Below are 16659 nucleotides of genomic sequence, written 5' to 3'. Positions count from 1 at the left end.
CAGATAAACCTATTGGGAGGCCAGCCATGAGCGCCGCACCTGAACACGCCCCCAAGATGGCCGACGTTTCACTGCGCGACCGTATCGCACCGCATATGCCAGTCCTGCTGGTGCCGCTGATCGCCATCGCCGGGTTCCTCGCCATCCAGAACCCCTCAAGCTGGCTGACACTGACGGTGTCGGGCCTGGCCATGGGGATGATGATTTTCATCATGGCCTCGGGCCTGACGCTGGTCTTTGGCCTGATGGATGTGATCAATTTCGGCCATGGTGCCTTTGTCTCGGTCGGGGCCTTTGTCGGCATTTCGGTGCTGCTGCTCCTTGGGCATATGACCGAGGCGCCCTCGCTGCTATTGAACCTTGCGGCGCTGCTGGTGGCGGTGCTGGGCGCCATGATTGCCACTGGCATCATGGGCTGGGCCTTTGAAAAGGTGATCGTGGAGCCGGTCTATGGCCACCACCTGAAGCAGATCCTGGTGACCATGGGCGGGTTGATCGTTGTGGAACAGCTGATCGTCGTGCTCTGGGGCCCCGAGGAAATCTACATCCTGCGTCCCGAGGCGCTGAAAGGCGCGATCACCTTTGCCGGGGCCGCGATCGAGAAATACCGTCTGGTGGCAGTTGGCGTCGGCCTTGCGGTCTTCCTCGCCATGCGCTGGGTGCTCCGACGGACAAAGATCGGCCTGATCGTGCGGGCCGGGGTTGAGAACGGTGAGATGGTACAGGCGCTCGGCTATCGGCTGCGGCTGGTCTTTGTCGGTGTTTTCATCGCCGGGTCCGCGCTCGCGGGTCTGGGCGGTGTGATGTGGGGCCTCTATCAAGAGGTCGTCACCGCCCATATGGGCAATCAGGCGATGATCCTGATCTTCATCGTGGTGATCATCGGTGGGCTTGGCTCGGTCGAGGGTTGTTTCATCGGCGCCCTGCTGGTCGGGCTTTTGCAGAATTACATCGCCTTCATCGAACCCAAGGCGGCGCTGATTTCCAATATCGCCCTGATGGTCACCATCCTGATGTGGCGCCCGATGGGCATGATCCCGGTGGTAAAAGCAAAATGATACGTACCCTTCTTTCGGGCGATATGCCCCGCTCCGTGCCGCTGGCGCTGATTCTTGGTGTGATCCTTGTCTGCCTGGCGCTGGCGCCCTTCCTCTTTCCCGGCGTGCGCACGGTGGATACGGCAGCACGCATCTGCATCTTCATCGTGCTGGTCGCCAGCTATGATCTGCTGCTTGGCTATGGCGGTATCGTCAGCTTCGCCCATACGATGTTCTTTGGTATCGGCGCCTACGGGGTAGCGCTGGCCTCGACCCATCTCGGGCGCGGCTTTGACTCCATCGCCATCGGCGCCATCGCCGGAGCAGGCGTTGCAGCGCTTCTGGCGCTGGTGATCGGCCTGTTCTCCCTGCGGGTGCGGGCGATCTTCTTTGCCATGATCACGCTGGCGGTGGCTTCGGCTGTCGCGGTGCTGGTCAGCCAGCTTTCAGGCCTGACCGGCGGCGAGGACGGTCTGACCTTCAAGACCCCGCGCGAACTTGGCCCGGCCTTCAAATTCGGCAAGGAAGCCTTTGACGGCCAGCTGTTCGGGGTGAAACTGAACGGCAAGCTCCTGGCCTATTACTTCGTTTTCATTGGCGCGCTGGTGCTGTTCCTCGGGCTGCTGCGGGTGGTGAACTCGCCCTTTGGCCGTGTCCTGCAGGCAATCCGCGAAAACGATTTCCGGGCCGAGGCAATCGGCTACAAGGTGGTTTACTACCGGGTAGCGGCCACCTGCCTCTCGGCAGCGGCAGCTGCCCTCGCTGGCGCGCTCTACGCCGTCTGGCTGCGCTACGTTGGGCCGGACACCTCACTGTCGATGGAGATCATGATCGATATCCTGCTGATGGTAGTGATCGGCGGCATGGGAACCATGTATGGCGCAGTCGTTGGCGCAACGCTCTTCGTGCTGGCGCAGAACTATCTGCAAAACCTGATGGGCGCCGCGTCCGAGCTGACCAGCGCCCTGCCTCTGCTACCGGACCTGCTTAATGCGGACCGCTGGCTGTTGTGGCTGGGCGTCCTGTTCATCCTCAGCGTCTATTTCTTCCCGACCGGTATCGTAGGCCGCCTGCGCAACAGCGGATAGGGTCCCCGGGTCAAGGGCGGCGCAGCCGCCGCACCACAGGTGCGGTTCACCCTTGACGCGGATACATACCCAATAATCGATCTGGCGTCTTGAGAGGCAGAATGGCCCCTCAAGGCGCCTCTCAGCAAATCCCTGCGCCGCGCAAGCGGCGCCAGGCCCAACCAACAGAGACGGATCTTCGATCCGGCGATGGTGGGCGGGAGCCCACGGCTCGCCCGCCTGACCTCAGGCACCGCTATCGAGACATTAGGGGCTAGACAGACAAACAGGGCGCCGAGAGAGAGCGGCACCCTGTTCAAAAAACTGCGCAAATATCAGCCCGTCACCGTCAACGCCGCCAACCACCAATCCCAAGGTAGGGATGCAATGTCCGACCTCTGCCAAAGGGGGGGCAGGATGGCGGGCCGGACGGGACTGGTTGTCAGCGACGTCAGGGACAGTGCAGGATCTCAAGACCCCGCGGGAATAGGTAAACCTTACCGTATTTCGGAGGCTGCGCCTATCTGCCCGAAGGGGCAAACAGCCGGGCCATTTTTGCGTTAACCTAGCCAAAAGGATAGATGTTGCTGCTGGTACGCGGCAACGCGCTGTGGACCGGGGGCTGGGGGCTGATACGTTGCGGGCCGACCCGCCTCTCACCACAGCCACCACAGGAAGCACCCCCTCCGGACAGCCGCTCTCTCTCGGCGCCGCTCAGAATGCGCTAGTTGCGCACCGGCAGTTTGCGTACTGCGCGGGTCGGGGCGGTTTTCTTGAACCGCTGCTCCAGCTCTTCGGCAGGGTAGCCGAGGAAGCTGCAGGTGCAGATCTGCACGTGGCTGTGACCATCATAAAGATGCATGTGGCCCTTGGCGCGTTTCATGTAGAAACCTTTGGCCTGCAAGGCGCTGCGCAGCTCAGACCAGCTGGTCGCATCATCGAAAATCGGACACAGCGATATACGCAGCTGGATCATCATCTCGGTGTCCAGGCGGCTTTGATCGCAAGCGCTGGACCAAGCTGTCTGGGCCATGGCTGCATCGCCGGTCGTCACGGTTTCACGTTCAAAATCATGGGAGTACATGGCAGCGTTCCTCGTTTTCTCTGGCCCTTACCAGCATGGTCTTGTTTGTGACCACAATGGGGCGGCTGCCGGATGCAAATGGGGCCACTTCTTGCGAAATGGCCCCAGTTTTATTTGGTTTTTAGAGCAAGTTGCGCTGCAACTCAGCCCTTTTTCAGAACCTCACGGCCCAGGAGTTCGGCAATCTGCACCGCGTTCAGCGCTGCGCCTTTGCGCAGGTTGTCACTGACGCACCACAGGTTCAGACCATTGTCGATGGTGCTGTCCTGACGGATCCGGCTGATGAAGGTGGCATAGTCGCCAACACATTCGACCGGGGTCACGTAGCCACCGTCTTCGCGCTTGTCGATCACCATGATGCCCGGCGCTTCGCGCAGGATGTCGCGCGCTTCGTCTTCGTCCAGATGGTCTTCGAACTCGACGTTCAGCGCTTCGGAGTGCCCAACAAAGACCGGCACACGCACACAGGTCGCGGTGACCTTGATGGCGGGATCGACGATCTTCTTGGTCTCGGCGACCATCTTCCACTCTTCCTTGGTCGACCCGTCTTCCATGAAGACGTCGATATGCGGAATGACGTTAAAGGCGATCTGCTTGGGGTAGACCTTGGGCGGCACATCCTGAGTCGGATTGTAGACGGCCTTGGTCTGGTCCCACAGCTCATCAATCGCTTCCTTGCCCGAACCGGACACCGACTGATAGGTGCTGACGATCACGCGCTTGATCTTGGCGCGGTCGTGCAGCGGCTTCAGCGCGACGACCATCTGCGCGGTCGAACAGTTCGGGTTGGCGATGATGTTTTTCTTGGAATAGCCGTGCACCGCCTCGGGATTCACCTCGGGCACGATCAGCGGGATGTCCGGATCGTAACGGTACAACGAGGAGTTATCGATCACCACGCAACCGGAAGCCGCCGCCTTGGGCGCATACTTCTTGGTCGCGTCCGAGCCGATGGCGAACAGCGCCATGTCCCAGCCGGTGAAATCGAAGGTGTCCAGATCCTGGGTAGTGAGGGTCTTGTCGCCAAATGTCACTTCGGTTCCCAGGGATTTGCGGCTTGCCAGAACAGCAACCTCATCCACCGGAAACTGGCGCTCGGCCAGAATGTTCAGCATTTCGCGGCCCACGTTACCCGTGGCGCCCGCGATAACGACGCGATAACCCATATTAGTTTCTCCAGTTTTGCCCGGCCTCGTGGCCGGCTGCGGTGTCATATAGGGATTGCGCCAGAATTTAAAGGGCCACCATCACACCATCACCATCAATCCAGGCTATCACGGCTGAACAGATAGATCACACAGCCAAGGAGCAGGGAGGCCGCGAAAAACCCAAACAGGGCAATGTACGGCGCAGCAGGATCGCTCCCTTGCGCCATCTCTGCGTGAATGCGGCCACTGGCAAATTGCATCAGCCCAACGCCGCCGATGCCGAAAAAGTTCAAGAGCGTGACTCCGCGCCCCACCAGATGCGCAGGCACGAAGGCCCGGCCATGGGCGATCACCACCGGGAAGGAGGCGCCGAAGAAGCCGATCCCCGCCATCAGTGCGACTGGCACCCAGACCGGCGCGCCGGTCAGCACAATCAGGGCCACAAGGCCAAGAACCACCGCCATGCTGCCGCCCCAGATCACCCATTTGCGCGTGCTCAGCATCCGGTCCAATGGCCCGTAGACAAAGGTGCCGAGGATCATCGCCACGCCCATGACCAGGGTCACCAGCCCGATCTGGCCGGTGTCCAGCCCGTAGACATCGGAGAAATAGGGACCGATCCACAGCCCCCGGATCGCCGCAACAGGCGCGTAACTGACCAGCATGATGGGAAAAATGGCCCAGAGGACGGGCATCTTTAGCAGGTCCAGCACAGACCCTTTCTGCTGTGTCGGCGGCTTTTTCGGATCTTTGACCGTCAGCCAGATCCCTGCCGCCACGCTGGCGGAAACGACGGCAAGACCGACCAGCGTGGCGCGCCAGCCAACCAGATCCACCGCCAGCGCCGTGGGATAAGAGGCCACCAGATTGCCGACCGACCCGACACCCAACATCAGCGCCGCCAGAGTCGCAAACCGCACCGGCGGATAGGTCTGGGCAAAGATGAAATAAGACGCCATCAGAACCGGCGAACAGCCGATCCCGATCAGGAACATCGCGACCGCAATGTGAAACGGCCCGCTGGCCAAGGCAAAGACCAGCGCCCCGCCGCCGCCGCCCAGCAACAGCAAAACCGCCGCGCTACGTCTGGGGCCGATATGGTCCAGCGCCCAGCCGACGGGCAACTGCATCGCCGCAAAGGCCAGGAACCACATCCCCGATGCAAAGGCGAGATCGTCCGGTTTCACCCCAAGATCAGTGCCCAGTACTCCTGTGAGAACCGCCAGAAAAGCTCGGAAAAACTGGCTCAGCACATAGGCCAGGCACAGCAGAATCAATCCCGCCTGCATTCATATCCCCCCGATGCTTCTGTTGCGCGGATCATTCCCGTCGCAAGAGGAGCATTAAATCACGCTGGTGTAACTTGCATGTTTGCCAGATCACTACAATTCCTTTGGAGACCGATATCCCTCGGAACGATTGGAACGGCCAAGGATGCGATGACACGGCAGGACAGGTTTTATGAACAGCTCCCCAAACACGGAGCCTTCTCGGCCCTGGCCCGTCCAGAGGTCTTTGTCCCGCTACCGCAGCACTGGGTGGTATGCTGCACTGACATTGTGGCCTCTACCGAACTGATTGCCGCCGGGGAATACAAGACCGTCAACATGGTGGGCGCCTCGGTCATTGCCGCCATGATGAACACACTCACCGATACCGCCTTTCCTTATAGTTTTGGCGGCGACGGGGCATCCTTTGCGGTCGCTCCTGAGCATGCGGGCACCGCCCGCGAAACTCTGGCGCGGCTGCGGGATTGGGTGCGAGATGAATTCGGCATCACCCTGCGCGCCGCGCAGATGCCGATCGAACGGATCCGCGCCGAAGGGCTGAATGTGACCGTTGCCCGCTATGCAGTGTCCGAGGATGCCGATTACGCGATGTTCTCGGGCGGGGGGCTGGCCTGGGCCGAACAGCAGATGAAGGCGGGCGCCTACAGTATCGGCGCGGCAGAGACGGAAGAGCCTCCGGACCTGACCGGTCTCTCTTGCCGCTGGAGCAATACGCCCGCCCGCAACGGGCTGATCATGTCGCTGGTTGTCCTGCCCGTTGCAGGCACCGGCCCGCATCAGTTTTCACAGATTGCCTCCGAACTACTGGAGCTGACGGCACAACTGGACCGCAGCGGACACCCGGTCCCGGTCAGCGGCCCCGCTCTGAAGTTTCCGCCGCCCGGGCTGATGATCGAAGCGCGTCTTTCGCGGGGCTATATCCCGCTGTCTCTGCGCGCCCTGTGGCTGACCGCAGGGTCCGCCATTGCAAGGTTTCTGTTTGGGCGTGGCAAACCAACCGGCAGTTTTGATCCCGATCACTATCTGTCCGTGCTCAGCGCCAACTCTGACTTCCGAAAATTCGATGACGGGCTGAAGATGACCGTCGATTGTAGCCCTGCCGTGCGGGACCGGGTCCTGGACCTGTTGGAGAGAACACAACAGGCCGGGCAGATTCGCTTCGGCCTGCACGAACAGGACGCAGCCATGGTGACCTGTATCGTGCCCTCTGCCATGCGGGATGATCATGTGCATTTCGTCGATGGGGCTTCGGGCGGCTACACCCAAGCCGCCGCTGACCTGCAGCGCCGGACCCAGTCCTGAACCGGCTCTGGCCTGAGCTTACCCCCCATGTGAGTCCCGTTCAGACCTGTTGGAATGCTCCAGTTTTGGGATCATAGCATTCCAGACCACCTTCACCGATGTCCGTCCACAGACCATGAAGGCTGAGCGAGCCTTCGGAGACCGCGTCTTCGATGAAGGGAAAGGTCATCAGATTCTCAAGCGATGCGACAACCGCCTGACGCTCGAACTGGCGCGCCTGTTTCTCTGCATCGTCGATGTCTTCGACCAAAGTGAACTTCGGCTTCAGGATGTCCATCCAGCGACCGACGAAACTTTCCTTCGCCTCCAACCCGGGCGCGTGGCCCTTACACATATCGATACAGCCTTGCACGCCTCCGCATTGGGAATGACCCAGCACGATCAGATGCGCCACCTTCAGTACCGTAACCGCGTATTCGATCGTGGCACTGGTGCCGTGGTGGTCGCCATCGGGTGCATAGGGCGGCACCAGATTCGCGATATTGCGATGAATAAAGAACTCACCCTGGTCCGCGCCAAAGATCGAGGTAACGTGAACGCGGCTGTCGCAGCAGGAAATCACCATCGCGCGCGGGCGCTGCCCTTCGGAAGCCAGACGCCGGTACCAGCCCTGGTTTTCCTGATAAGCCGTCGCTTTCCAGCCGTGGTAACGCGTCACGAGATAGCTCGGCAGAGGCTTGGCGTATTGCATATGGTGCATTCCCTGATTTGAACCCTGACAGGGGTGATAGCCTGCATTGTCAGCAAATTCGAGAGATTCCAGCATCAGCCTGGAAACCTTTTGACAACTCTTGAGGGTCAAATTGGTCATCGTGCCGTGGGGGCATAGTGAACTGGGGTGAATGTGGTGACCAATATACTCACTGTCATGCATAAGGAAAACGTGCGTCTGGATCCGGGAAAGCTGTCCGAGCTGTATTCACAGCTGGGCGAAACCGGAGCCGAAGACGTCGTTTGCCGTGCAATTGAAGAACTGGCGGTCCGCCTTTCGCATTGCGAACGCTTGTGGCGTCAGAATGATATGGAAAATCTGCGCAAGAACGCGCGCTCACTGATCGCGATTTCGGATCAGATCGGCATGACCGCGATGGCGGCCATCGCCGGCGATGTGACCGACGCCGTCGACAGCAAGGATTCGCCGGCCATTGCGGCAACGGTGTTCCGCCTGCTGCGCGTTGGCGAAAGATCCCTGACCGCAGTCTGGGAACAGCAGGACCTCTCTATCTGAACCCGACACGACCAGAACCCAAATCCAAAATCCGACCCACAGGCTGTATTCAAGCAGGGCTTGCAGGCAACGCGGTGACGGATACTCTGACGGCTGAATAAGCCCCCATGACCGGAGTATCCCGATGACCCCCGTTTTTGCCGCACCCTGCGATAATGCTATTGTGCTTTATGTTATTGATCAGGCGTCCTGCGAAACCTGGCTGCAAACCCAGCCAGATCAGGTCGCAGGATGGGCGCGGGCAAATGGGTTCAAGGGAGCGATCGGTCAGGTGCTTCTGGTTCCGGCCTCCGATGGAAACGGCCCGGCAATGGCGCTGGCCGGATACGGCAACGCAGCACAGCGTGCGCGTCAGCGGTTTACGCTGGCGGCGGCAGCCGAAAAGCTGCCCGAAGGGGTCTATACACTTGCAAGCGGGGGCGATGGCGGCAACGCAATTCCCGAGACTGCTCTGGAACAGGAATGTTTCGGCTGGCTGATGACGCAGTATCGCTTTGATCGCTACAAGGAGGCCAAGGCGCCCGGCGCTGCTCTGGTGGCACCAGAAGGCGTCGATGCGAAAGCCGTCGAATCGCTGGTGGCCGCCGAATGCCTGACCCGCGATCTGATCAATACACCCGCCGCCGATATGGGCCCTGACCAGTTGCAAGCCGCAGCCGAGGACCTGGCCCGCGAATTCGGCGCCACGGCACAGGTGACGCTGGATCAGGACCTTCTGGAACAGAACCTGCCAATGATTCACGCGGTTGGCCGGGCCGCCACGGCGCGCCCCCGCCTCATTGACCTGCGCTGGGGCGACAGCGGACCAAAGCTGACTCTGGTGGGTAAAGGCGTCTGTTTCGATACCGGCGGGCTCAACCTCAAACCCGGCAGCAGCATGGGGTTGATGAAGAAGGACATGGGCGGCTCTGCCACCGTGCTGGGGCTGGCGCGGATGATCATGGCCGCAGGGCTGCCAGTGCAGCTGCGCGTGCTGATTCCCACGGTTGAAAATGCGGTTTCCGGCAATGCCTTCCGGCCCGGCGATGTACTGACCTCCCGCAAGGGGCTGACGGTCGAGATCAACAACACCGACGCCGAGGGCCGTCTGGTGCTGGCCGATGCCCTGACACTGGCAGATGAGGATACGCCTGACCTGCTGATCTCCATGGCGACGCTGACCGGCGCCGCGCGGGTGGCTGTGGGGCCGGATCTGGCGCCCTTTTACGCCAGCGACGATGCGGATGCCGCTGCCATTGCAGGCACGGCGGGGCAGATGGCTGATCCAGTCTGGCGCATGCCTTTCCACGACCCTTATGAGACGATGATCGAACCCGGCATTGCCGATCTCGACAACGCGCCTGCGGGCGGCTTTGCCGGGTCGATCACCGCCGCCCTTTTCCTGCGCCGCTTTGCGGGCAACAGCCGCTACATGCATTTCGACATCTATGGCTGGACGCCCAGCGCTGCCCCTGCCCGCCCCAAGGGCGGTGTCGGTCAGGGCGCGCGGGCGATCTTTGCCGCGCTGCCGGAGATGTTGAACCTATGAGCGGCCCCGTGATGGAGAGCTCTGCGCAGGAGCGCGCGCGAATCGCCCTTCCGGTTGTCGATGTTCTGCGACGTCCCGATGGCCCGCGCGACCGGCAGTTTCTTTATGGGGCGCCGGTCTTGGTTCTCAGCTCACAGGATGGCTGGGCGCAGATCCGGGCCGAGAAGGATGGATATACCGGCTATGTCCCGGTGGCGGCCCTGACCGCGCCGCTGGAAGCAACCCATTGGGTCAGCGCCCCGGCGACCCATGCCTATGCGAAACCCGATTTCAAATCGGCGGACCAATGCAGTCTCAGCTTTGGCAGCCTGCTGCGGGTCAGCGAAACCTCCGGGCGTTTCGCGGCAACTGAACTGGGGCATGTCCCCGCCACGCATCTGACGCCCATCGGCAGCCTGATGCAGGATCCGGTCACCGTGGCCGAAGGGTTCCTTGGCACGCCCTATCTCTGGGGGGGCGACAGCCGCTTTGGCATCGACTGTTCCGGGCTGGTGCAGGCCGCGCTGCTGGCCTGTGGCATTGCCTGCCCCGGCGACAGCGGCCCGCAAGAGCGGGATCTGGGCCGCGCCCTGCCCGAAGGCAGCGCCTATATGCGCGGGGATCTGTTGTTCTGGAAAGGCCATGTTGCCCTGGTGCGCGACGGCGAGAGCATCATCCACGCCAATGCCCATGACATGGCCGTGGCGATCGAACCCCTGCAGGCCGCGATCACCCGGATCGCCGAACAGGGCGATGGCCCCGTCACTGCGCACAAACGTTTATCCTGAAAAGGAGCCTCCTGGTTTGGGGGCCCGGTAAAAGGCTCAGTCGACGGCGCGGATCAGCTTGCGCTCCAGCACCCGCAGCACGGTTTTCAGATCGTGCCCGCGCTTCAGGATCTGGCCGTCGATGCCCACCACCGAATACTGCCCTTGACGGTTGCGCAGCTTGGGGCGTTTTTCGATCCGGTAAAGCGGGTGTTCAGCGGTGCGCCGGAACACCGAAAAGACGGCGCATTCCCGCAGCGAGGAAATCCCGTAGTCCCGCCACTCCCCCGCAGCGACCATGCGACCGTAAAGGGACAGGATCACCGACAGTTCTTTGCGGTCGAATGAAACCTGCTCTGGGATGCCTGCCCCGGGGAATGACGCCGTGTTTTGAAAGCTCATGATCTCAGGTTCGCGTCAATCCGGGCGGGAATCAAGCGGTTTCGGCGCGCACACCCCCATCGCTGCGATGCACATCGGGCACCCAATCCGCATCCGCCCGGTTCCAGAACCGGTTGGGATTGCCTTCGTCCTGTCCGCGGATATGCAGGGTGCGGCTGGCCGCAAGCAGCTGGATCACCGGCTCTTCATAGGGATGAACGTCATAGATCGCCCGCAGCAGCGGATCGAGATCAGCGCCAGTTTGCGGCACAAAGACCTGCACTTCGACGCAAGGCACCTCTACCGCCGCTTCGCTGGCCCGGTTGACCCCGCCCGGAAGCGAGCGGAACTGCTGCACCCCCGTCGCGGTGGTGAACCCCACCTGATCATAATCGCCCCAGCGCAGCGGATCACAGGAGGTAATCGCATCCATCACCTTTGCGGCGTCACCCTTTGGCACCTGCACCAGCAGCCGGGTGCCCGTCTGAACGGTATAGCGTTGGTCCTGCCTGTCAGATCTGGTTTCAGACATGGGGTCCTCCCTCACTCAGTTCCGTCGCGCTTCCGGACAACTCCAGCCCCAGGATCTGCTGCAGCGCCCTGCGGCCCGGCGCGGTGAGGGTCAGCCCCCGCTTGTGTTGACGGCGCAGCATCCAGCCGCGCTCCAGCGCATGAGACAGCAGTTGCCGCCCCAGCGGTCCCGCCACATGCAGCCGCCGTTCGGTCCAGTCGAGACAGGGCCGGGCAAAGGACTGGCGCGCGCTGCGTTGTGGATCCGGCAGGGTAACCCCAAGCGGCGCCCACAGATCGGATGGGACCGTATCGAACCCGCCGTCCCGTTCTGCCAGCATCCCCCGGCGCAAAAAGGCCTGCGCCATCGCCACCGCCAGCGGCCCGGCCAGATGATCATAGCAGCTGCGCACCTCGGCCAGTCCACCCGCCTTGCGGCGCTGCGCCAGATACAGACTGTCGGCAGGGGCGATTGCGGCCAGTTGTTCCAGCGCCTGGGCAACCTCGGCCCCGGACAGCCGGTGATAAACACAGCGGCCCCGTTTCTCCGCCACCACCAGCCCGGCCTCCTGCAACATCCGCAAATGCGCGGTCGCCGTCTGCGGCATGATCCCGGCGGCCGCGGCAAGCTCTTTGTTGGTATAGGCTCGCCCCTCCATCAGCTCACACAGCATCCGGGTGCGGCTGGCATCGCCAATGGCCTGCCCCAGAATGTCAAAGCGCGGGGTCTGCGGGGGCTTATGCGGGTCTGGTTTGTTCATGTCATAACCCTAGGCGCTGCTGCCCCCGGCCCCAAGGACAAAGACTTCGGCGCAGAGCGAAGGATCGGCGCCGCGGGCGGGGCACGTTCAGGCAAAGCTGCCCTGGCAGAACCAGCCCCGAGACAGCGCCGCCCCATGGGCAAAGAACACCCACAACCGGGCCCCGCAGGTGGTCACCACGACCCAGTAATCGCGCACTCCGGTTCGCCAGTTCGGATCCTCCAACCACCATTCCGGGGCGATGCGCTCGGGGCCTTCGGCGGTGGCCAGCTCCCAGTCGCGCCCGCGCCAACGGAACCGTTCGGGCACCTGGGGCACATCCGGGGCCATCACCAGTTCCGGGCGCCACAGCAACAAGGGGCGCGCATGGGGCGCTGCGGGCCAGTCCTGCGCAGGCTCTGACCAGGCGGCGGCCAGCACCTTGGCGGTTTTTTCCGGGATATGCGTCTCGACCGGGTGGCGCCGGATGATCGCCTCCAGCCCGACCCGCGCGCCGATACGTCCGATCAGATCTTCCAGCGCCACGGTCTGCCCGCCCGCCTGCCGGGTTCTGGCGGCGGCAGTAGCCTCCAGATGACCTGCCTGGGTGCGGGCATGGATGGGTTCGGCCTGCATGGCCTCAAGACGCAGCATCTCGATGCCGAACCCCGCGTCGATCTGCTCCAGCTTCATCGCCAGCAGCGGCCGGATGCGGTCCGGGTCCCGGCTGGGTCGCGCCAGACCGACGGTCACGATCTGGGCCGCCTGATCGACCCGGTGCGCCTCAAGCCGCAGCAGACGCGCGCCCTTGCCGCGTTCCTCAAGCAAGGCGCAAAGCCGGGGCAGCATCCGATCGATCCCTGCCTGAAGATCCTCCACCAGGCCGATCGGCTCGGGCAGGGTCAGGCGCACCGCAAAACTGTCAGGCACCCCCGCCGGGGAGACCGGTTCCGGGGTGCTGCCCATGGCCTGATCAAGGCGCAGTACCAGCCCCCGGCCAAAGCGCCGCGCCAGACTGGCACGGGGCTGATCCAGAAGATCGCCGATCTGCCGCAGGCCAAGTCGGCCCAGCTGCGCCACGGCTGATGCCTCCAGCCGCAGGGCCGCCACTGGTAGGGGCGCCAGCACCCGGTGCGCCTGCCCCACCGGCGCGATCCGTTCGGGCTGCTGCGACAGCTCGACCGCCTGCGGTGCCGCACCGCCCCGGGTCCAGTGCCTGCGCCCCGCCTTGCCCGAAGGCGCCCCTTGCCCCGGCGCCGCCGGGCGTACAGATATGCGGGCCGCGCGGGCGCGGGTGGCGCGGGCCTCCTGATCGATGGCATCGCCGGACCGGTCCTCCGGCAGCCCGGCCGCCTGCCCTGCATAGCGCGCCAGCGCCCAGGCCGCGCCCAGTGTATCGGCCAGCCCCATCCGCACCGTGATCCCCATGTCCGCGCAGTCCGCATCGATCTGCGTCAGCAGGGCCGCCTCGCCATCAAAAAGATGTGAACAGCCGGTCATGTCGAGATTGATTTCATCCGGGACCTGCGGCGCAACCCAAGGGCTGAACTTGCCCGCCCAGCGCCCAAGAGCCATCAAAAAAGCCGTTTCCGCCGGAATATTGCGTTTACGAGTCAAGAGCGTAGCGCAAATGGCATGGGCATCACGCAAGGGTTGCCCAACAAAAAGCCCCTCGGCCTCGGCCGCCTCATTTAACGCAGAAATAACCTGTGTGTTGGAAAGTTCCTCCACAATGGCCAGAGGCCCGGCAAGACTGCCACGCCCCGCGCGCATCACACGCTCTGCTCCGAGACGCGGAAACCAGAGCGACAATATGCGGCGATGGGACATGACACGATCCGGTTTGATGGTCCAAAATTTTCGAAAACAAGCAGTCGGCACCGCCTATGTTCTACATTTGTTCCAATCATTCGATTCGGTCAATCCACCCCCACACACAGGAGCCGCGCTCATGACGCATCCGCTCATGCCCTCTGTCTCGCCGCGCGGCTTGCGCAGTATTCCTGTCCTTCTGGTGCTGGGTCTGGCCCTGGCAGGTGCGCAACTGGATGCAGCCGCACCGATCGCGGACAAGCACGTCAAGCGGCGGGTCGAGCTGATGGCCACCCAGAAAGCGGCCATTACCACGCTGGCTGACATGATGGCGGGGCGCACCAGCTTTAACGCCTCCAAGGCCAAGGCCGCCCGGCGCACGTTGGTGAAAACAACAGGCGACATCCGCAAGCGGTTCAAGAAACCGCGCATGGATCCCAATTCACACGCCAACCCGCTGATCTGGCAACAATGGGATGATTTCGAAACCCGGGCAGAGACCGCCAAGGATGCCGCCAAACAGCTGAACGCATATACCCTGAACGGACTGCTGCGGACGGTGCCGAGCATGGTGCAGGCTTGCCTCAGCTGCCACGAAACCTACCGGAATGCGCCCAACGATTTTATCACCCACTGAGGGAGACGTGACACAGGAGGGTCGCCCAGAGGGCGGGCCTCCATCAACGGCACTGCGCTGCGCCGGAGCAGGCGACACAGACTAAGGACAGGCTCGTCCCGGTCAGCTACCATAACGGGCCAAGAACAGCTCCACCGCCCCTGCGATCACCCGCTCGCGCTCTTCGGCCGAAAACTCGGTATCGATGTTGAAGATCAGACGCGGCACCAGATCGGCCCGGCACAATTCGGCAAACTGATCCGCGGCAAGGTCGAAATCCTCGATCTGCAATTCCCCCCGTGCAGCCGCGCCTTTCAGGTAATCGCGCAGCCGGGCCCTGACCACCATCGGCCCACTTTCATAGAACTGGCGCCCAAGATCCGGGAAGCGATCTGCCTCGGCCACGCAGATCCGGAACATGCGCAGGCCGAATTCCGACAGGCTGACCGACAGGATGTGCCGCCCGGCAGCGCAAAGCACATCACGCGGTGTGCAGCAGGCCCCGGCCAGATCCATCGGCGCATCCGCCTGACGGGCGCATTCGTTGCGGGCAACTTCCATGAACAGCAGGCGCTTGTCGGGGAAATAGCTATAGAGCGTTGCCTTGGACACACCCGCAGCACGGGCGATATCGTCGACGCTGGCGCCTTCAAAGCCATCGGCCATGAACACCTCGCGCGCGCCTTCCAGAACCTGGTCAAACTTGCGTCCGGTCCTGACAATGCTGGCTTGCTCATTCATGACCGGTCCTCGTGGCGCTGGCGGGATGACCGGATCACTTTAGCCTACCCATCCGCTGTTCAACAACTCCCCAGTCATCAACACTCCAGCAGCACCCGGAACGCCCGACGTCAAAGCACGAACAACAACGACAAATGCTGCACTCTGCCGCAGCGCGCCTCTGCCGATGGGTCTTGCGCTTTGTCCTCATGCCCATATGGTTAGAACCATTCTAAAAAGATGAGGCCCAAATGCGCTTTCTTCCACAGCGAAAACGGTTTTCGGACCTGACCGGCCAGGAGATCCTGGCGCTGGCCATTTCATCCGAAGAAGACGACGCCCGGATCTATCGCGGCTATGCCGCGCGGCTGCGGGAGGATTTTCCTGCCACCGCGAAGATGTTCGATGGCATGGCCGCCGAAGAGGATGAGCACCGCGCCCAGCTGATCGCCTTGCATGAACAGCGGTTTGGCCCGGCGATCCCGCTGATCCGGCGGGAACACGTGGCGGGCTATTACAACCGCCGCCCGATCTGGCTGATGGAGAACCTCAGCCTTGAGCGGATCCGCGAAGAGGCCAAGGCGATGGAGGCGGAGGCCGAACGCTTCTACCTCGCCGCAGCAGCCCGCACCCAAGATGCCGCCACCCGCAAATTGCTGGGTGATCTGGCGGCCGCCGAAGCAGGTCACCGCGACACCGCCGCCGAGCTGGAAGAGGCGCATCTCACGGGCGATGCGCGATCTGAGGAAGACCGCACCGCGCACCGGCAGTTCGTGCTGACATGGGTGCAGCCGGGGCTGGCCGGGCTGATGGATGGTTCGGTCTCCACCCTGGCGCCGATCTTTGCCACCGCCTTTGCCACGCAGGACACCTGGACGACTTTCCTGGTCGGCGTTGCTGCCTCTGTGGGGGCGGGCATTTCCATGGGCTTTACCGAAGCGGCCTCGGACGATGGCGAGCTGTCGGGGCGCGGCTCGCCGATGAAACGGGGCATTGCCTCGGGGGTGATGACAACGCTCGGCGGGCTTGGCCACGCCCTGCCCTATCTGATCCCCGAGTTCTGGACCGCGACGACCATCGCCTTTGTCATCGTGTTCGTGGAACTCTGGGCGATTGCCTGGATCCAGAACAAATACATGGAGACACCGTTCTGGCGCGCCACGCTGCAGGTGGTTCTGGGGGGAGCACTGGTTCTGGGCGCGGGCGCCCTGATCGGCAGCGGCTGACCGTCCAGAGCTACAGCGGCGGAATGCTCCCGCCCGTCGGCAACAGGCCCAAGGCCTGCCCCCTCCCGTTGGGCGTAGCGCCGCGCCGACGCGCGGCGGGTTGCGCACCATCACCACCGGTGCACAGGCCGAAGCAGGAAAAACCATAGCCAAAGCATATCCCTGCCGTGCGCCAGCGCGGCGCGGCCCAACGGGAGCCCTGCATGTTTCATGCAGAGGCGACGG

At 62.8% G+C, this 16659-nt stretch carries 17 protein-coding genes; 8 read left to right on the top strand and 9 right to left on the bottom strand.

Annotated features, from left to right (window positions below):
* The first annotated feature begins 26 nt into the window (after window positions 1-26).
* Complete coding sequence (locus tag SM764_RS10455) at window positions 27-1058, top strand: branched-chain amino acid ABC transporter permease (protein WP_274868382.1); 1032 nt, start codon at window positions 27-29, stop codon at window positions 1056-1058.
* The gene (locus tag SM764_RS10450) at window positions 1055-2125 is read left to right on the top strand and encodes a branched-chain amino acid ABC transporter permease (protein ID WP_065271619.1); all 1071 of its coding nucleotides are present in this window, start codon (window positions 1055-1057) and stop codon (window positions 2123-2125) included. Before SM764_RS10455 ends, SM764_RS10450 begins: the two co-directional genes overlap by 4 nt.
* A 703-nt stretch (window positions 2126-2828) precedes the next feature.
* Here SM764_RS10450 and SM764_RS10445 read toward each other — a convergent pair.
* The 3 genes from SM764_RS10445 to SM764_RS10435 all read right to left on the bottom strand — a co-directional run bounded on the left by SM764_RS10445 (window position 2829) and on the right by SM764_RS10435 (window position 5625).
* A complete protein-coding gene (locus tag SM764_RS10445; RefSeq protein ID WP_274830359.1) occupies window positions 2829-3188 on the bottom strand; it encodes an aspartate-semialdehyde dehydrogenase in 360 nt (119 codons plus the stop codon).
* A 143-nt stretch (window positions 3189-3331) separates the two neighbouring features.
* Window positions 3332-4354 (bottom strand): aspartate-semialdehyde dehydrogenase, encoded by a 1023-nt coding sequence (locus SM764_RS10440; protein ID WP_274830360.1) that lies wholly within the window; start codon window positions 4352-4354, stop codon window positions 3332-3334.
* 95 nt (window positions 4355-4449) lie between these two features.
* On the bottom strand, window positions 4450-5625 hold the full coding sequence (locus tag SM764_RS10435; protein ID WP_369001743.1) for an MFS transporter: 1176 nt from the start codon (window positions 5623-5625) through the stop codon (window positions 4450-4452).
* Between the two features lie 150 nt (window positions 5626-5775).
* Here SM764_RS10435 and SM764_RS10430 point away from each other — a divergent pair, with 150 nt between their 5' ends.
* Window positions 5776-6927, top strand: coding sequence for a DUF3095 domain-containing protein (locus SM764_RS10430; RefSeq protein WP_369001742.1), 1152 nt, complete (start codon window positions 5776-5778; stop codon window positions 6925-6927).
* A 40-nt stretch (window positions 6928-6967) separates the two neighbouring features.
* On the opposite strand, the gene SM764_RS10425 is transcribed toward SM764_RS10430, so the two are convergent.
* A complete protein-coding gene (locus SM764_RS10425) occupies window positions 6968-7618 on the bottom strand; it encodes a carbonic anhydrase (RefSeq protein WP_274835559.1) in 651 nt (216 codons plus the stop codon).
* A 177-nt stretch (window positions 7619-7795) separates the two neighbouring features.
* On the opposite strand from SM764_RS10425, the gene SM764_RS10420 reads away from it, so the two are divergent.
* The 3 genes from SM764_RS10420 (at window position 7796) to SM764_RS10410 (ending at window position 10450) form a co-directional block, all read left to right on the top strand.
* On the top strand, window positions 7796-8155 hold the full coding sequence (locus tag SM764_RS10420) for a hypothetical protein (RefSeq protein WP_065271624.1): 360 nt from the start codon (window positions 7796-7798) through the stop codon (window positions 8153-8155).
* 124 nt (window positions 8156-8279) lie between these two features.
* A complete protein-coding gene (locus SM764_RS10415) occupies window positions 8280-9683 on the top strand; it encodes a leucyl aminopeptidase family protein (protein ID WP_369001741.1) in 1404 nt (467 codons plus the stop codon).
* On the top strand, window positions 9680-10450 hold the full coding sequence (locus SM764_RS10410) for a C40 family peptidase (protein WP_369001740.1): 771 nt from the start codon (window positions 9680-9682) through the stop codon (window positions 10448-10450). Before SM764_RS10415 ends, SM764_RS10410 begins: the two co-directional genes overlap by 4 nt.
* A gap of 36 nt (window positions 10451-10486) precedes the next feature.
* On the opposite strand, the gene SM764_RS10405 is transcribed toward SM764_RS10410, so the two are convergent.
* The 4 genes from SM764_RS10405 to SM764_RS10390 form a co-directional block, all read right to left on the bottom strand.
* Window positions 10487-10831 carry a DUF2794 domain-containing protein gene (locus SM764_RS10405; RefSeq protein ID WP_065271626.1) on the bottom strand — a complete coding sequence of 115 codons (345 nt, stop codon included), beginning with the start codon at window positions 10829-10831 and terminating at the stop codon, window positions 10487-10489.
* A gap of 31 nt (window positions 10832-10862) precedes the next feature.
* Window positions 10863-11342: a YqfO family protein gene (locus SM764_RS10400; RefSeq protein ID WP_369001739.1), complete on the bottom strand. Its 480-nt coding sequence runs from the start codon at window positions 11340-11342 to the stop codon at window positions 10863-10865.
* Window positions 11335-12081, bottom strand: a complete 747-nt coding sequence (locus SM764_RS10395) for an ArsR/SmtB family transcription factor (RefSeq protein WP_369001738.1) — start codon at window positions 12079-12081, stop codon at window positions 11335-11337. Before SM764_RS10395 ends, SM764_RS10400 begins: the two co-directional genes overlap by 8 nt.
* 87 nt (window positions 12082-12168) lie before the next feature.
* Entirely contained in the window at window positions 12169-13890 is a 1722-nt protein-coding gene (locus tag SM764_RS10390; RefSeq protein ID WP_369001737.1) for a Y-family DNA polymerase, read from the bottom strand.
* A gap of 121 nt (window positions 13891-14011) precedes the next feature.
* Here SM764_RS10390 and SM764_RS10385 point away from each other — a divergent pair, with 121 nt between their 5' ends.
* Complete coding sequence (locus SM764_RS10385; RefSeq protein ID WP_237028443.1) at window positions 14012-14509, top strand: c-type cytochrome; 498 nt, start codon at window positions 14012-14014, stop codon at window positions 14507-14509.
* A 102-nt stretch (window positions 14510-14611) separates the two neighbouring features.
* Here the strand turns inward: SM764_RS10385 and SM764_RS10380 are convergent, their stop codons facing one another.
* Window positions 14612-15229, bottom strand: a complete 618-nt coding sequence (locus tag SM764_RS10380) for a TetR/AcrR family transcriptional regulator (protein ID WP_368948444.1) — start codon at window positions 15227-15229, stop codon at window positions 14612-14614.
* 230 nt (window positions 15230-15459) lie between these two features.
* Between SM764_RS10380 and mbfA the strand changes: the two genes are divergently transcribed.
* Entirely contained in the window at window positions 15460-16434 is a 975-nt protein-coding gene (mbfA, locus tag SM764_RS10375) for an iron exporter MbfA (protein ID WP_369001736.1), read from the top strand.
* Window positions 16435-16659: the final 225 nt, after the last annotated feature.

Source organism: Pseudophaeobacter sp. 1A16562, from assembly GCF_041008785.1.
Classification (GTDB): domain Bacteria; phylum Pseudomonadota; class Alphaproteobacteria; order Rhodobacterales; family Rhodobacteraceae; genus Phycobacter; species Phycobacter gallaeciensis_A.
This window is presented reverse-complemented; position numbering and strand designations above follow the sequence as displayed.

What these genes read in the sequence shown, in the direction of transcription:
- SM764_RS10405 (WP_065271626.1), bottom strand. Translation starts at nt 10,831, where the DNA reads ATGAGCTTTCAAAACACGGCGTCATTCCCCGGGGCAGGCATCCCAGAG.
- SM764_RS10415 (WP_369001741.1), top strand. Translation starts at nt 8,280, where the DNA reads ATGACCCCCGTTTTTGCCGCACCCTGCGATAATGCTATTGTGCTTTAT.
- SM764_RS10380 (WP_368948444.1), bottom strand. Translation starts at nt 15,229, where the DNA reads ATGAATGAGCAAGCCAGCATTGTCAGGACCGGACGCAAGTTTGACCAG.
- SM764_RS10440 (WP_274830360.1), bottom strand. Translation starts at nt 4,354, where the DNA reads ATGGGTTATCGCGTCGTTATCGCGGGCGCCACGGGTAACGTGGGCCGC.
- SM764_RS10385 (WP_237028443.1), top strand. Translation starts at nt 14,012, where the DNA reads ATGACGCATCCGCTCATGCCCTCTGTCTCGCCGCGCGGCTTGCGCAGT.
- SM764_RS10395 (WP_369001738.1), bottom strand. Translation starts at nt 12,081, where the DNA reads ATGAACAAACCAGACCCGCATAAGCCCCCGCAGACCCCGCGCTTTGAC.
- mbfA (WP_369001736.1), top strand. Translation starts at nt 15,460, where the DNA reads ATGCGCTTTCTTCCACAGCGAAAACGGTTTTCGGACCTGACCGGCCAG.
- SM764_RS10450 (WP_065271619.1), top strand. Translation starts at nt 1,055, where the DNA reads ATGATACGTACCCTTCTTTCGGGCGATATGCCCCGCTCCGTGCCGCTG.
- SM764_RS10455 (WP_274868382.1), top strand. Translation starts at nt 27, where the DNA reads ATGAGCGCCGCACCTGAACACGCCCCCAAGATGGCCGACGTTTCACTG.
- SM764_RS10445 (WP_274830359.1), bottom strand. Translation starts at nt 3,188, where the DNA reads ATGTACTCCCATGATTTTGAACGTGAAACCGTGACGACCGGCGATGCA.
- SM764_RS10410 (WP_369001740.1), top strand. Translation starts at nt 9,680, where the DNA reads ATGAGCGGCCCCGTGATGGAGAGCTCTGCGCAGGAGCGCGCGCGAATC.
- SM764_RS10420 (WP_065271624.1), top strand. Translation starts at nt 7,796, where the DNA reads ATGCATAAGGAAAACGTGCGTCTGGATCCGGGAAAGCTGTCCGAGCTG.
- SM764_RS10430 (WP_369001742.1), top strand. Translation starts at nt 5,776, where the DNA reads ATGACACGGCAGGACAGGTTTTATGAACAGCTCCCCAAACACGGAGCC.
- SM764_RS10390 (WP_369001737.1), bottom strand. Translation starts at nt 13,890, where the DNA reads ATGTCCCATCGCCGCATATTGTCGCTCTGGTTTCCGCGTCTCGGAGCA.
- SM764_RS10435 (WP_369001743.1), bottom strand. Translation starts at nt 5,625, where the DNA reads ATGCAGGCGGGATTGATTCTGCTGTGCCTGGCCTATGTGCTGAGCCAG.
- SM764_RS10425 (WP_274835559.1), bottom strand. Translation starts at nt 7,618, where the DNA reads ATGCAATACGCCAAGCCTCTGCCGAGCTATCTCGTGACGCGTTACCAC.
- SM764_RS10400 (WP_369001739.1), bottom strand. Translation starts at nt 11,342, where the DNA reads ATGTCTGAAACCAGATCTGACAGGCAGGACCAACGCTATACCGTTCAG.